General features: G+C 62.9%; 11 protein-coding genes and 2 pseudogenes. 9 read left to right on the plus strand and 4 right to left on the minus strand.

Translation table 11 applies throughout. The features are described from left to right. Positions 1-19: 19 nt before the first annotated feature. A complete protein-coding gene (gene gbcA, locus ACNQP3_RS01570; RefSeq protein ID WP_060494184.1) occupies positions 20-1312 on the minus strand; it encodes a glycine-betaine demethylase subunit GbcA in 1293 nt (430 codons plus the stop codon). Positions 1313-1607: 295 nt separating this feature from the next. Here gbcA and gbcB point away from each other — a divergent pair, with 295 nt between their 5' ends. Then, a complete protein-coding gene (gene gbcB, locus ACNQP3_RS01575) occupies positions 1608-2708 on the plus strand; it encodes a glycine-betaine demethylase subunit GbcB (RefSeq protein WP_012270113.1) in 1101 nt (366 codons plus the stop codon). 44 nt (positions 2709-2752) lie between these two features. Here gbcB and ACNQP3_RS01580 read toward each other — a convergent pair whose 3' ends face one another. Both ACNQP3_RS01580 and ACNQP3_RS01585 read right to left on the minus strand, forming a co-directional pair. Then, a complete protein-coding gene (locus ACNQP3_RS01580; protein WP_404943662.1) occupies positions 2753-3625 on the minus strand; it encodes a methyl-accepting chemotaxis protein in 873 nt (290 codons plus the stop codon). Continuing rightward, positions 3608-4420 (minus strand): annotated as a pseudogene (locus ACNQP3_RS01585) (MCP four helix bundle domain-containing protein); the annotation flags it as partial. The gene ACNQP3_RS01580 and the pseudogene ACNQP3_RS01585, both read right to left, overlap by 18 nt. Before the next feature lie 223 nt (positions 4421-4643). Between ACNQP3_RS01585 and ACNQP3_RS01590 the strand changes: the two are divergent. The 4 genes and pseudogenes from ACNQP3_RS01590 (at position 4644) to ACNQP3_RS01605 (ending at position 7316) form a co-directional block, all read left to right on the plus strand. Continuing rightward, positions 4644-4874, plus strand: a complete 231-nt coding sequence (locus ACNQP3_RS01590) for a hypothetical protein (RefSeq protein WP_012270115.1) — start codon at positions 4644-4646, stop codon at positions 4872-4874. Beyond that, positions 4871-5173, plus strand: coding sequence for a cell division protein ZapA (locus ACNQP3_RS01595; RefSeq protein ID WP_012270116.1), 303 nt, complete (start codon positions 4871-4873; stop codon positions 5171-5173). The genes ACNQP3_RS01590 and ACNQP3_RS01595 overlap by 4 nt, the downstream gene beginning before the upstream one ends. A gap of 250 nt (positions 5174-5423) precedes the next feature. Next, positions 5424-6452: pseudogene (locus tag ACNQP3_RS01600) on the plus strand (cache domain-containing protein); the annotation flags it as partial. 135 nt (positions 6453-6587) lie between these two features. After that, positions 6588-7316, plus strand: a complete 729-nt coding sequence (locus ACNQP3_RS01605) for a methyl-accepting chemotaxis protein (RefSeq protein ID WP_370739392.1) — start codon at positions 6588-6590, stop codon at positions 7314-7316. A gap of 53 nt (positions 7317-7369) precedes the next feature. Here the strand turns inward: ACNQP3_RS01605 and ACNQP3_RS01610 are convergent, their stop codons facing one another. After that, positions 7370-8410, minus strand: coding sequence for a low specificity L-threonine aldolase (locus ACNQP3_RS01610; RefSeq protein WP_264316743.1), 1041 nt, complete (start codon positions 8408-8410; stop codon positions 7370-7372). 339 nt (positions 8411-8749) lie between these two features. Here ACNQP3_RS01610 and ACNQP3_RS01615 point away from each other — a divergent pair, with 339 nt between their 5' ends. From ACNQP3_RS01615 to ACNQP3_RS01630, 4 genes are read left to right on the plus strand one after another with little or no spacing between them, the layout of a single operon-like run. Then, positions 8750-10003, plus strand: coding sequence for a serine hydroxymethyltransferase (locus ACNQP3_RS01615; RefSeq protein WP_003255681.1), 1254 nt, complete (start codon positions 8750-8752; stop codon positions 10001-10003). Between the two features lie 15 nt (positions 10004-10018). Then, positions 10019-11269: a sarcosine oxidase subunit beta family protein gene (locus ACNQP3_RS01620; RefSeq protein WP_003255680.1), complete on the plus strand. Its 1251-nt coding sequence runs from the start codon at positions 10019-10021 to the stop codon at positions 11267-11269. Between the two features lie 14 nt (positions 11270-11283). Next, complete coding sequence (locus tag ACNQP3_RS01625; protein ID WP_012270119.1) at positions 11284-11619, plus strand: sarcosine oxidase subunit delta; 336 nt, start codon at positions 11284-11286, stop codon at positions 11617-11619. Continuing rightward, positions 11616-14630, plus strand: coding sequence for a sarcosine oxidase subunit alpha (locus tag ACNQP3_RS01630; protein WP_060494181.1), 3015 nt, complete (start codon positions 11616-11618; stop codon positions 14628-14630). Before ACNQP3_RS01625 ends, ACNQP3_RS01630 begins: the two co-directional genes overlap by 4 nt. Positions 14631-14710 lie beyond the last annotated feature (80 nt).

The following is a 14710-nucleotide window of genomic DNA, read 5'->3' on the forward strand; positions in this document are numbered from 1 at the left end:
CTCTGTACGATGTGCTCTTTTACTGCGCGGTTACTTCCTTCAGATACGCCGCCGGCTCCGCCCCCAGGTTGTTCAGCATCCGCCCGCTGTACCAGTCGATGAAGTTCACCACGCCAAACTCGTAGGTTTTCGAGTACGGCCCTGGCTGGTAAGCCGTGGAGTTGATCCCGCGCTGGTTCTCTTCGGCCAGGCGGCGGTCCTGGTCGTTGGTGGCGTCCCACACCTTGCGCATGCGCTCAGGGTCGTAGTCCACACCTTCCACGGCGTCCTTGTGCACCAGCCATTTGGTGGTGACCATGGTCTCCTGGGCGCTGATCGGCCACACGGTGAACACGATCATGTGGTCGCCCATGCAGTGGTTCCAGGAGTGCGGCAGGTGCAGGATACGCATCGAGCCCAGGTCCGGGTTCTTGATGCGGCCCATCAGCTTCTGGCAGGCCTGCTTGCCGTCCATGGTCATCGACACGGTGCCCTTGAGCAGCGGCATGCGTACGATACGGTTACGCAGGCCGTGGCTCTTGTGCAGGTACGGGATCTTTTCGGCTTCCCAGGCGGCGGCGGAGGCGGCCACGTGGTCCTTGAATTCCTGGCTGGCGCGCGGGTCGTTGGTGTCGTCCCACTCCAGCAGGGTTTGCAGCAGCTCCGGGTGCGAGCCGCTGCAGTGGTAGCACTCGCGGTTGTTTTCCAGCACCAGCTTCCAGTTGGCTTTTTCCATCAAGGTGGTTTGCACCGCCACCTTGGTGTTCTCCATGTCGTAGGGTTCCATGTAGTGTTCCAGGGTGGCCAGGAACTCGTCGATGGCGGGTGGGTTTTCCGCCAGGCTGATGAAGATGTAGCCACCAGCGACCTTCACGTTCACAGGCTTCAGACCGTACTGCTTCATGTCGAAGTCGGCGCCCATCTCGGTGCCCGCGAACAGCAGGCGGCCGTCCAGTTCATAGGTCCACTGGTGGTAATGGCAGACCAACTTGGCCACTTTGCCTTTGTCGCTGACGCACAAGCGCGAACCGCGGTGCCGGCAGACGTTATGGAAGGCGTGCACCTTACCCTCGGCGCCACGCACCACCAGAATCGGGTTGTTGCCGATCTGCAGCGTGATGTAGTTGCCTTTTGCCGGAATTTCGCAAGTCATGCCGGCGATCAGCCATTCTTTCTGGAAGATCTCCTGCATGTCGATCTGGAACAGACGCTCGTCGGTGTAGAAAGGCTGGGGCAGCGAGTAGGTGCGCTCGCGGGTCTGCAGCATCTCGGCGGTGGCCTTGCGTGCAGGTTCCAGTGGATCGCCCAGGCTCAGGGTTGCGGTGACGTCCATCGTGTATTCCTCGGGGCCGTGTGCGGCCGGCAAAAGGTGGCTAATCGTTGTTGTGGTGCCGCAAGGCTGTCTATCGAAAAACAGCTAGTTGTTTTGCCGTGGAGTGTGCGTCCGAAGGCGCCGCGAACCGTATCCATGGGCGACATGGCCGAATTGAATTACGACGCGCCAGCCCTTGTAGCGCGGGGCTGGTCGCGATAAGCACGCCGATGTCGCTGGCAGGAATGTACGTCGCCCTCAGCTTGCGCATTATCCAAGCCATAAAAAGCCCAATAGTCGGCTGCTGGAGATGAACATGTCCGATACCTTCCTCAATCCGGTCACTACCCAGACCTGGGCCAACGGCCGCCACATCGTGCGCTGCGTCAAGGTCATCCAGGAGACCTGGGACGTGCGCACCTTCTGCTTCATGGCCGACCAGCCGATCATGTTCTTCTTCAAGCCGGGGCAGTTCGTTACCCTGGAGCTGGAGATCGAAGGCAAACCGGTGATGCGTTCCTACACCATTTCCAGTTCGCCGTCGGTGCCCTACAGCTTCTCGATCACCGTCAAGCGTGTGCCGGGCGGCCTGGTGTCCAACTTCCTGCACGACACCATGCACGAAGGCGCCGAGCTGCCGGTGCATGGCCCGGTGGGGTTGTTCAATGCCATCGACTTCCCGGCGGGCAAGGCGCTGTACCTGTCCGGCGGTGTGGGCATTACTCCGGTCATGTCGATGGCGCGCTGGTTCTACGACACCAACGCCAATGTCGACATGGTGTTCGTGCACAGCGCCCGCTCACCCAAGGACATCATCTACCACCGCGAGCTGGAACAGATGGCCTCGCGTATCCCCAACTTCAGCCTGCACATCATTTGCGAGAAGCACGGCCTGGGCGAGCCATGGGCGGGTTATCGCGGTTACCTGAACCAGCGGCTGATGGAACTGATTGCACCGGACTACATGGAACGCGTGGTGTTCTGCTGCGGCCCGACGCCTTACATGACGGCGGTAAAGCGCATGCTCGAAGCGGTCGGCTTCGACATGAAGAACTACCACGAGGAATCGTTCGGTGCCACGCCGGCCGAGGCCAAGGCCGATGCGGTCGAGCATGCCGAGCAGGCAGCCGAAGCGCCGGAGCTGGATGTGTCCGACCTTAACCTGGTGGAGTTCATCGGCAGCGAGAAGAGCATTCGCATTGCCCCAGGCGAGACCGTGCATGCGGCGGCGGCCAAGGTTGGCCTGATGATCCCGAAAGCCTGCGGCATGGGCATTTGCGGCACTTGCAAGGTGCTCAAGCTGGGCGGCGAAGTGGAAATGGAGCACAACGGCGGCATTACCGAGGAGGACGAAGCCGAGGGCTACATCCTGTCGTGCTGCAGTGTGCCGAAAGGGGATGTGCGGATCGATTACTGACCCGATAGTACCTGGGGCCGCAAAGCGCCCCCAGGTACTTCAGGTCAGGTACGGAACCGTGCCACCAACCCATTCAGGTCCACGGCCAGGCGCGACAATTCAGCACTCGCCGCACTGGTCTGATGCGCCCCGGTGGCACTCTGCACCGACAGGTCGTTGATGTTCACCAGGTTGCGGTCCACTTCCCGCGCCACCTGCGCCTGTTCCTCCGCCGCGCTGGCAATCACCAGGTTACGCTCGTTGATCTGCGCCACCGCGCCGGCAATGGTGTCCAGTGCCATGCCCGCGCCACGGGCGATGTTCAGGGTGGATTCGGCACGCTCGGTGCTGGTGCGCATCGACTCCACAGCTTCCTCCGTGCCCCCTTGAATGCTGCCGATCATCCGCTCGATTTCGCTGGTCGACTGCTGGGTGCGGTGGGCCAATGCCCGAACTTCATCCGCCACAACGGCAAAACCACGGCCCGCTTCGCCAGCACGTGCGGCCTCGATGGCGGCGTTCAGCGCCAGCAGGTTGGTTTGGTCGGCCAGGCCACGGATCACGTCGAGGACCTTGCCAATGTCGCGCGACTGCTCGGCCAGGTGAGTGATCAATTTGGCAGTGGCCTGCACATCGCCGCTCATGCGCTCGATGGCGCCCACGGTCTCCATCACCAGGTCACGGCCGTCGCCGGTGGAGCGGCTGGCTTCACTGGAGGCTTCCGAAGTGCTCACGGCATTGCGCGCTACTTCCTCCACAGCGCTGGTCATTTCGGTCACGGCCGTGGCGGCCTGTTCAATCTCGTTGTTCTGCTGTTGCAGGCCGCGGGCGCTTTCGTCGGTGACGGCGTTCAGCTCTTCGGCCGCCGAGGCCAGCTGGGTGGCGGAGCCGGCGATCTGTTGCAGGGTGTCGCGCAACTTGTCCTGCATGCGGGCCATGGCGCGCAGCAGGCGAGCGGCTTCGTCGGTGCCTTCGGCACGGATGATGTGGGTCAGGTCACCGTCGGCGACCTGTTCGGCGCTTTTGAGCGCATCTTCGATCGGCTTGACGATGCTGCGGGTCAGCAGGAAGGCGCAGGCGAACGTCAGGACGGTGGCGGCAACCAGCAGGCCGATCACCAGGGCGAAAGCAGCGGCGTACTGGCTGGCGGCCTTGTCATTGGTGGCGCGGGTCTGGTCGGTGTTGATGCGTACCAGGGTGTCCATGACCTTGTTGATCTGCTCTGAGTTGGCCAGCAAATCGCGGTTGAGCAGGTCGCGCAATTCGTCCAGGCGGTCGGCCTGGCTCAGTGTGCGCATGCGCGCTTCCAACTGGCGGTATTGGTTGAGCAACAGGCCGTACTGGTCGAACGCGGCCTGTTCGTCGGCGGCACCGATCATCGGCAGGTAAGCCTGGCGCGCGCGGTCGATCTGGCTGTTGCGCTGGTCCAGCAGGTTGAGGGTATCGCGTTGGGTTTCCGGTTCGCGGTTGAGCAGCAGGCGGTAGGAAAGCGTGCGCATGCGCAGGTTCAGCGCGGTGAGTTCGTCGAGGATCTTGATGCTGGGCACACTGACTTGCTCGATGGCAACACCAGCCTGGCGGATGTTGCCCATCTGCACCAGGGAGAAGATACCAAGGCCGAGCATCAGCAGGCCGATAAGCGCGAAGCCGAGCAGCGCGCGCGGGGCGATATTCATGTTGCGTAGGGACATGGAGAGGAGGATCCAGGCAAGGGGGAAAGTGCGACAAAACATGACTTGCCGGGCTATCGGTCGTGACCGGCCAGTCTTGAGTGCGACCGGCAAAAATTGTGAGGTAGCTAACCTTTTCCTGACCGGCGGTTGACTCAGGTCGGAACAAGGGGGCGGTTACCCTGTCAATCTGCGGGTTCGACACCTTATGAATCCGATATTTAATGGCGATGGGCGGCACTTTTCTTTATCGTGTGCGCCCCTCGCAACAACCTGAGATAGACCCATGCTGGAAGCTTCCCTGAATCAAATCGAGCAACTGGTCAGCGACCTGATGCAGAAAAACGCTCAACTCACCGAGCAGAACACCGCCCTCGGCCAGGAACTGGCCCAGGCCAAGGAAGAGAACGAAACCCTGCAGCTGTCGCTGATGGAGCAGGAAGAGAAGAACGGCGCTACCGCAGCGCGCATCCAGGCCCTGGTCGAGCGCGCCAGCGCGGGCGTTGTCGGCGCATGAGACTGCAAGAGCAGCCGATCAATGTGGTGTCGATTCTCGGCATCGACTATTCGATCAAGGCGCCCGAAGGTCAGGAAGAAACCCTGGCCCAGGCGGTACGGATGCTCAACACTGCCCTGAACGAAACCAAGCGTCAGTACCCGACCCTGATCGGCGACAAGCTGTTGGTGCTGGCTGCCCTCAACCTGTGCTCCAAGCAGGTTGAGCTGCAGAAAGAGCATCAGCAGACCCTAGCGCGTACCCAGGCGCAGATCGACGCCACGGTGGACGCCATCGTGCGGACCATTGCAGAGTCCTGATCGATAGCTGGGGGCGCTTCGCGCCCCTTTCGCGACACAAGGCCGCTCCTACAACAGTTATACGTTTCCCTGTAGGAGCGGCCGTGTGTCGCGATGGGCTGCACAGCAGCCCCAAAGGCCCAACTCATTGTTCCAGGTCACTGGATTAACTGGATACGCAAGTGTATACACTTTCCGCAAAACAATAATGTGCGGGGAGTAGGGCATGCGTATCTGGCGTAAGAGCATCCAGTGGCAATTGATCACCAGCATGGGCGCCGCCTTGCTGGCGAGCATCCTGGTCGTGGTCGTCATCTTCACCGTGGCGCTCAACCGCCTCACCGAGCGCTACCTGGTCGACACTGCCTTGCCAGCCAGTATCGAAGCCATCCGCAACGACATCGAACGCATGCTCGGCCAGCCTTTGGTGGCAGCGGCAGACATCGCCGGCAACACCTTGCTGCGTGACTGGCTGGCGGCTGGTGAAGAGCCCGCCCAGGCAGCGCAATTCACCGAATACCTGACCGCCGCCAAGCAGCGCAACCAGGCCTTCACTGCCCTGTTCGCGGCGACTGAAACCGGCCACTACTACAACGAGAACGGCCTGGACCGCACCCTCAGCCGCAGCAACCCCAAGGACAAGTGGTTCTACGGCTACATCGATAGCGGCGCCGAGCGGTTGATCAACATCGACATCGATGGTGCCACCGGCGAGCTGGCGCTGTTCATCGATTACCGCGTGGAAAAAAATGGCCAGCTGGTCGGCGTGGCCGGCATGGGCCTGCGCATGACCGAGCTGTCGAAGCTGATCCACGATTTCAGTTTCGGCGAACACGGCAAAGTGTTTCTGGTGCGCAACGATGGCCTGATCCAGGTGCATCCAGACGCAGCCTTCAGTGGTAAACGCCAGCTCACCGAGCAGCTTGGGGCGGACGCAGCCAAGGGTGTCATGACTGGAGGCGAGGGGCTGCGCAGCCGCCGCTTCAGCCGTGACGGCGAAAGCTACCTGGCGCTTGGTTTGCCACTGCGCGACCTTAACTGGACCCTGGTGGCCGAAGTGCCAGAGTCGGAAATCTATGCACAAATGCATCAGGCCGTCTGGTTGACCAGCCTGATCGGTGGCGCCGTGGCCCTGCTGTCACTGCTGCTGGTGGTGCTGTTGGCGCGTGGCCTGGTACGGCCGATCCGCCGCGTCACCGGCGCGTTGGTGCAGATTGGCAGCGGCGCAGGAGACCTCAGCCACCGCCTGGATGATTCGCGCCAGGATGAGTTGGGCGACCTGGCCCGGGGGTTCAACCGCTTTCTCGACAGCCAGCGCAGCCTTATCGGTGAGGTGTTGAGCACCTCCGAGCGGCTGCACCGGGCCGTAGAGCAGGTAACTCAGGTGGTGGACAACACGGCCGAGCGCTCGGGGCGGCAGCAAGAGATGACCGAAATGGTCGCTACTGCCGTGCACGAGATGGGCCTGACCGTGCAGGACATCGCCCGCAATGCCGGCGATGCGGCGCAAGCCTCGCAGTCGGCGCGGGACGAGGCGTTGCAGGCGCGCGAGGTGGTGCAACGCTCGATTCGGGGTATCGAGGGCATGTCGGGCGACATCGGCAAGGCTGCCGATGCAGTCACTCAGTTGGCCGACGAAGTCGCCTCGATCGATGAAGTTCTGGCGGTTATCCGTAGTATTTCCGAGCAGACCAATTTGCTGGCACTTAACGCGGCTATCGAGGCTGCGCGGGCAGGGGAAATGGGGCGCGGTTTTGCCGTGGTGGCCGATGAGGTGCGCACGCTGGCCCGGCGCACACAGCTGTCCACCGACGAAGTGCAGCAGATGATCCAGCGCCTGAAGCAGGGCGCGGGGTCGGCGGTGAGTTCGATGCAGGCGGGGCAGCAGGCGACTGGCAGTGGTGTGGAGTCGAGCCAGCGCACCGGGGCGTCGCTGGGCGCGATTACCGACCAGGTGGAGCACATCAGTGATATGAACCATCAGGTGGCCACGGCGACGGAAGAGCAGTCGGCAGTGACCGAGGAAATCAACCGGACGGTGCAGGGGATTTCCGACCTGGCGCGGGAAACGGCGGCGGAGGTGCAAGGGTGTCGCGAGGAGTGCCAGGCGTTGCGTGGGTTGGCTGATGATCTGGCGCGGCAGATGGGTGGGTTCAGGCTTTAAATTGCTGGGGCCGCTTTGCGGCCCTTGGAGGGCAAAGCCCTCCCAGCGTGCTTTCAGGCGGTAATGATGCTACGGATATCCGCCGCAAGCTCGCGCACGCGCGCTTCCTCGGTATCCCACGAACACATGAAGCGCGCCCCGCCGCTACCAATGAAGGTATAGAACCGCCACCCCTTGCCCCGCAGCGCTTCGATCGCATGCTCCGGCATCTGCAGGAACACCCCGTTGGCCTCCACCGGGAACATCAGCTCCACCGCTGGCAAGTCACTCACCAGCGAGGCCAGCAGCTGCGCGCAATGGTTGGCGTGGTTGCCATGGCGCAACCAGGCGCCATCTTCCAGCAGGCCCACCCAGGGCGCCGACAAAAAGCGCATTTTCGACGCCAGTTGCCCGGCTTGCTTGCAGCGGTAGTCGAAGTCTTCGGCCAGCTGGCGGTTGAAGAACAGGATCGCCTCACCCACCGCCATGCCGTTCTTGGTGCCGCCAAAGCACAGCACATCGACGCCGGCCTTCCAGGTCAGCTCGGCCGGGCTGCAGCCCAGGAACGCGCAGGCATTGGTAAAGCGCGCGCCGTCCATGTGCAGGTTCAGGCCCAGCTCCTTGCAGGTGGCGCTGATCGCCTTCAGCTCGTCGGGGCGGTACACCGTGCCCACTTCAGTGGCCTGGGTAATGGTCACCACGCGGGGCTTGGGGTAGTGGATGTCCTGGCGCTTGAGCGCCACTTCGCGGATCGACTGCGGCGTCAGCTTGCCGTTGACGCTGGTCGCCGTCAGCAGTTTGGAGCCGTTGGAGAAGAACTCCGGCGCGCCGCATTCATCGGTTTCGACGTGGGCGGTCTCGGAGCAGATCACGCTGTGGTAGCTCTGGCACAGCGAGGCCAGGGCCAGGGAGTTGGCGGCAGTTCCGTTGAAGGCGAAGAACACCTCGCAGTCGGTTTCGAACAGGTTGCGGAAGTATTCCGAGGCGCGCTCGGTCCACTGATCGTCGCCATAGGCGCGGTCGTGGCCGTGGTTGGCCTTCTCCATCGCTGCCCAGGCTTCGGGGCAGATACCGGAATAGTTGTCGCTGGCGAATTGTTGGCTCTTATCTGTCATGACACGGTCCTGTGAACGACGCAGAACAGCACTCTAAACCATCGATTCAGCGGTTGCCTATACAAGCTGTGCATTGGCGGATTTCTGGGTTATCTGTGCTGGCCTCTTCGCGGGTAAACCCGCTCCCACAGGGATACCACAAGCCTTCAGAGCACCACCGTACCTGTGGGAGCGGGTTCACCCGCGAAAGGGCCGGCACAAACGGCACAACAACGAATGTCGTAAACGCGCCATTGCAAGGCGTGCGCAGGCATCTGACCCGACCCCGCCAGTCATACCATCGCCACAAAGGGCCACAGTGCCTTACGACAAAAAACGATCGCTGCCGGGAGATACACGATGTTCAGCAAGCAAGACCAGATCCAGGGTTACGACGACGCACTGCTGGCGGCGATGAATGCCGAAGAACAGCGCCAGGAAGATCACATCGAGCTAATCGCCTCGGAGAACTACACCAGCAAGCGCGTCATGCAGGCCCAAGGCAGCGGCCTCACCAACAAATACGCCGAAGGCTACCCGGGCAAGCGCTACTACGGTGGCTGCGAGCACGTGGACAAGGTAGAAGCCCTGGCCATCGAGCGCGCCAAGCAGCTGTTCGGTGCCGACTACGCCAACGTCCAGCCGCACTCCGGCTCGTCGGCCAACGGCGCGGTCTACCTGGCCCTGCTGCAGGCCGGTGACACCATCCTCGGCATGAGCCTGGCCCACGGCGGCCACCTGACCCACGGCGCCAAAGTGTCGTCCTCGGGCAAGCTGTACAACGCTGTGCAATACGGCATCGACACCAACACCGGCCTGATCGACTACGACGAAGTCGAGCGCCTGGCGGTCGAGCACAAGCCGAAAATGATCGTTGCCGGTTTCTCGGCTTACTCCAAGACCCTCGACTTCCCTCGCTTCCGCGCCATCGCCGACAAGGTCGGTGCGCTGCTGTTCGTCGACATGGCCCACGTTGCCGGCCTGGTTGCCGCTGGCCTGTACCCGAACCCGATCCCGTTCGCCGACGTGGTCACCACCACCACCCACAAGACCCTGCGTGGCCCGCGTGGTGGCCTGATCCTGGCGAAGTCCAACGAAGAGATCGAGAAGAAGCTCAACGCCGCTGTATTCCCAGGCGCCCAGGGCGGCCCGTTGATGCACGTCATCGCCGCCAAGGCCGTGTGCTTCAAGGAAGCGCTGGAGCCAGGCTTCAAGGCCTACCAGCAGCAAGTGATCGAAAACGCCCAGGCCATGGCCCAGGTGTTCATCGACCGTGGCTACGACGTGGTGTCTGGTGGCACCGACAACCACCTGTTCCTGGTCAGCCTGATCCGTCAGGGCCTTACCGGTAAAGATGCCGACGCCGCCCTGGGCCGCGCGCACATCACCGTCAACAAGAACGCCGTGCCGAACGACCCGCAGTCGCCGTTCGTCACCTCGGGCCTGCGCATCGGCACCCCGGCCGTCACCACCCGTGGCTTCAAGGTCGCCCAGTGCGTGGCCCTGGCCGGCTGGATCTGCGACATCCTCGACAACCTCGGTGACGCAGACGTCGAAGCCGATGTGGCGAAGAACGTCGCGGCGCTGTGCGCAGATTTCCCTGTTTACCGCTGAGTGGAGTCACACACCATGCAACGTTACTCGGGCTTCGGCCTTTTCAAGCACTCCCTCAGCCACCACGAGAACTGGCAGCGCATGTGGCGCACGCCAACCCCTAAAAAGGTGTACGACGTGGTCATCGTCGGCGGTGGCGGCCATGGCTTGGCCACGGCCTACTACCTGGCCAAAGAGCACGGCATCACCAACGTCGCCGTGATCGAGAAGGGTTACCTGGGCGGCGGCAACACCGCCCGTAACACCACCATCGTGCGTTCCAACTACCTGTGGGACGAGTCGGCCCACCTGTACGAGCACGCCATGAAGCTGTGGGAGGGTCTGTCCCAGGACCTCAACTACAACGTGATGTTCTCCCAGCGCGGCGTCTACAACCTGTGCCACACCTTGCAGGACATGCGTGACTCCGAGCGCCGTGTCAGCGCCAACCGCCTGAACGGCGTGGATGGCGAGCTGCTGAACACCGCCCAGGTCGCGGCCGAAATCCCGTACCTGGACTGCTCGAAGAACACCCGTTACCCGATCCTTGGCGCAACCGTGCAGCGCCGTGGCGGCGTGGCCCGTCACGATGCCGTGGCCTGGGGCTTCGCCCGTGCTGCCGACGCCCTGGGCGTTGACCTGATCCAGCAAACCGAAGTGATCGGCTTCCGCAAGGAAAACGGCGCGGTCATCGGTGTGGAAACCAACAAAGGCTTCATCGGCGCCAAGCGCGTCGGCGTAGTCACCGCTGGTAACTCCGGGCACATGGCCAAGCTGGCCGGCTTCCGCCTGCCGCTGGAATCGCACCCGCTGCAAGCGCTGGTATCCGAGCCGATCAAGCCGATCATCGACAGCGTGATCATGTCCAACGCCGTACACGGCTACATCAGCCAGTCCGACAAGGGCGACCTGGTGATCGGTGCCGGTATCGACGGCTGGGTCGGCTACGGCCAGCGCGGTTCGTACCCGGTGATCGAGCACACCCTGCAGGCCATCGTCGAAATGTTCCCCAACCTCTCGCGCGTGCGCATGAACCGCCAGTGGGGCGGCATCGTCGACACCTCGCCGGACGCCTGCCCGATCATCACCAAGACCCCGGTCAAGAACATGTTCTTCAACTGCGGTTGGGGTACTGGCGGCTTCAAGGCGACCCCGGGTTCGGGCAACGTCTTCGCCGCGAGCCTGGCCAAGGGCGAAATGCACCCATTGGCCGCGCCGTTCTCCATGGACCGTTTCTACAACGGCGCACTGATCGACGAACACGGCGCCGCCGCCGTCGCCCACTAACCGGAGACACCGTCATGTTGCATATTTTCTGTCCCCACTGCGGCGAGCTGCGCTCCGAAGAAGAGTTCCACGCCTCTGGCCAGGCGCACATCGCCCGCCCGCTGGACCCTAACGCCTGCTCCGACGAGGAGTGGGGTACCTACATGTTCTACCGTGACAACCCGCGCGGTATTCACCATGAACTGTGGGACCACGTTGCCGGCTGCCGCCAGTACTTCAACGTCACTCGCGACACCGTGACCTACGAAATTCTGGAAACCTACAAGATTGGCGAGAAGCCGCAAGTGACCGCCAATGGTAAAGCGGCGAACGCACCGTCGACCGTCAAAGGCCAAGGGGAAAAAGTATGAGCCAGACCTATCGCCTCGCCAGCGGCGGCCGTATCGACCGCAGCAAGGTCCTGAACTTCACCTTCAACGGCAAGACCTACCAGGGTTATGCCGGCGACAGCCTGGCCGCCGCGTTGCTGGCCAACGGTGTCGACATCGTTGGCCGCAGCTTCAAGTACTCGCGCCCACGCGGCATCATCGCCGCCGGCACCGAAGAGCCGAACGCCATCCTGCAGATCGGCTCCAGCGAAGCCACCCAGATCCCTAACGTGCGTGCCACCCAGCAGGCGCTGTACGCAGGCCTGGTCGCTACCAGCACCAACGGCTGGCCGAACGTCAACAACGACGTCATGGGCATCCTCGGCAAGGTAGGCGGCAGCATGATGCCGCCGGGCTTCTACTACAAAACCTTCATGTACCCGAAATCGTTCTGGATGACGTACGAGAAGTACATCCGTAAGGCAGCAGGCCTTGGCCGTGCGCCGCTGCAGAACGACCCGGACAGCTACGACTACATGAACCAGCACTGCGACGTGCTGATCGTCGGCGCCGGCCCTGCTGGCCTGGCCGCCGCACTGGCCGCTGCGCGCAGCGGTGCCCGCGTGATCCTGGCCGACGAGCAGGAAGAGTTCGGCGGTAGCCTGCTCGACACCCGCGAAACCCTTGACGGCAAGCCTGCCGCCGACTGGGTCAACGCCGTGGTCAAAGAGTTGGAAGGCCTGCCGGAAGTAACCCTGCTGCCACGTGCCACGGTCAACGGCTACCACGACCATAACTTCCTGACCATTCACGAGCGCCTCACCGACCACCTCGGCGACCGCGCCCCGATCGGCCAGGTTCGCCACCGCGTGCACCGTGTGCGTGCCAAGCGTGTGGTACTGGCGCCTGGCGCCCATGAGCGCCCGTTGGTGTATGGCAACAACGACGTGCCGGGCAACATGCTGGCCGGTGCCGTGTCCACCTACGTTCGCCGCTACGGTGTGGCCCCTGGCCGCAAGCTGGTGCTGTCGACCAACAACGACCATGCCTACCGCGCCGCGCTGGACTGGCACGACGCCGGCCTGCAGGTGGTCGCCATCGCTGATGCCCGCCACAACCCACGTGGCTCGCTGGTTGAAGAGGCCCGTGCAAAAGGCATTCGCATCCTCACTTCCAGCGCCGTGGTCGAGGCCAAAGGCAGCAAGCACGTCACCGGCGCCCGCGTGGCGGCCATCGATGTGCAGGCGCACAAAGTCACCAGCCCAGGCGAAACCCTCGAGTGTGACCTGATCGCGTCCTCGGGCGGTTACAGCCCGATCGTCCACCTCGCCTCGCACTTGGGCGGTCGCCCGGTATGGCGTGACGACATTCTCGGCTTCGTGCCGGGCGATGCACCGCAGAAACGCGAATGCGTCGGGGGCATCAACGGTGTCTACGCCCTTGGCGATGTGATTGCCGATGGTTTCGAAGGCGGTGTGCGCGCAGCTACCGAAGCGGGCTTCAAGGCAACCGTTGGCACCCTGCCAAAAACCGTGGCGCGCAAGGAAGAGGCCACCGTGGCATTGTTCCAGGTGCCGCACGACAAAGGCACCAAAGGGCCGAAGCAGTTCGTCGACCAGCAGAACGACGTGACTGCAGCGGGTATCGAGCTGGCCACCCGTGAAGGCTTCGAGTCGGTCGAGCACGTCAAGCGCTACACCGCGCTGGGCTTCGGTACCGACCAGGGCAAACTGGGCAACATCAACGGCCTGGCCATCGCCGCCCGTTCGATCGGCATCACCATCCCGGAAATGGGCACCACCATGTTCCGCCCCAACTACACGCCGGTCACCTTCGGCGCGGTAGCGGGCCGTCACTGTGGTCACCTGTTCGAGCCCGTGCGCTTCACTGCCTTGCATGCCTGGCACGTGAAGAACGGCGCCGAGTTCGAAGACGTCGGCCAGTGGAAGCGCCCGTGGTACTTCCCGAAAGCCGGCGAAGACATCCATGCCGCCGTGGCCCGTGAATGCAAGGCCGTACGCGACAGCGTGGGCCTGCTGGACGCCTCGACCCTGGGCAAGATCGACATCCAGGGCCCGGACGCCCGTGAGTTCCTCAACCGCATCTACACCAACGCCTGGACCAAGCTCGACGTGGGCAAGGCCCGCTACGGCCTGATGTGCAAGGAAGACGGTATGGTCTTCGACGACGGCGTAACCGCCTGCGTCGGCGACAACCACTTCATCATGACCACCACCACCGGCGGCGCCGCGCGCGTGCTGCAGTGGATGGAGCTGTACCACCAGACTGAATGGCCGGAGCTGAAGGTGTACTTCACCTCGGTCACCGACCACTGGGCCACCATGACCCTGTCCGGCCCCAACAGCCGCAAGCTGCTGAGCGAGCTGACCGACATCGACATGGACAAGGAAGCCTTCCCGTTCATGACCTGGAAGGAAGGCAACGTTGGCGGCGTACCGGCCCGTGTGTTCCGTATCTCGTTCACCGGCGAGCTGTCGTACGAAGTCAACGTGCAGGCCAACTACGCCATGGGCGTGCTGGAACAGATCATCGAGGCCGGCAAGAAGTACAACCTGACCCCGTATGGCACCGAGACCATGCACGTACTGCGTGCCGAGAAGGGCTTCATCATCGTTGGCCAGGACACCGACGGTTCGATGAACCCGGACGACCTGAACATGAGCTGGTGCGTTGGCCGCAACAAACCGTTCTCGTGGATCGGCCTGCGTGGCATGAACCGCGAAGACTGCGTGCGTGAGAACCGCAAGCAGCTGGTAGGCCTGAAGCCGGTCGACCCGACCAAGTGGCTGCCGGAAGGCGCTCAGTTGGTATTCGACCCGAAACAGCCGATCCCGATGGACATGGTTGGCCACGTCACCTCCAGCTATGCCTCCAACTCCCTGGGCTACTCGTTTGCCATGGGTGTGGTCAAAGGCGGCCTCAAGCGCATGGGCGAGCGAGTCTACTCGCCGCAGGCGGATGGCAGCGTGATCGAGGCGGAGATCGTGTCTTCGGTGTTCTTCGATCCGAAGGGTGAGCGGCAGAACGTCTAAAGGCCCCCGGATGGCAAACGGTGCCGGGCTGGTAATGAGGGCCCTGTGGGAGCGGGTTCACCCGCGAAGAGGGCGGTGAA

The organism is Pseudomonas sp. LFS074, from assembly GCF_047978165.1.
GTDB lineage: Bacteria > Pseudomonadota > Gammaproteobacteria > Pseudomonadales > Pseudomonadaceae > Aquipseudomonas > Aquipseudomonas putida_P.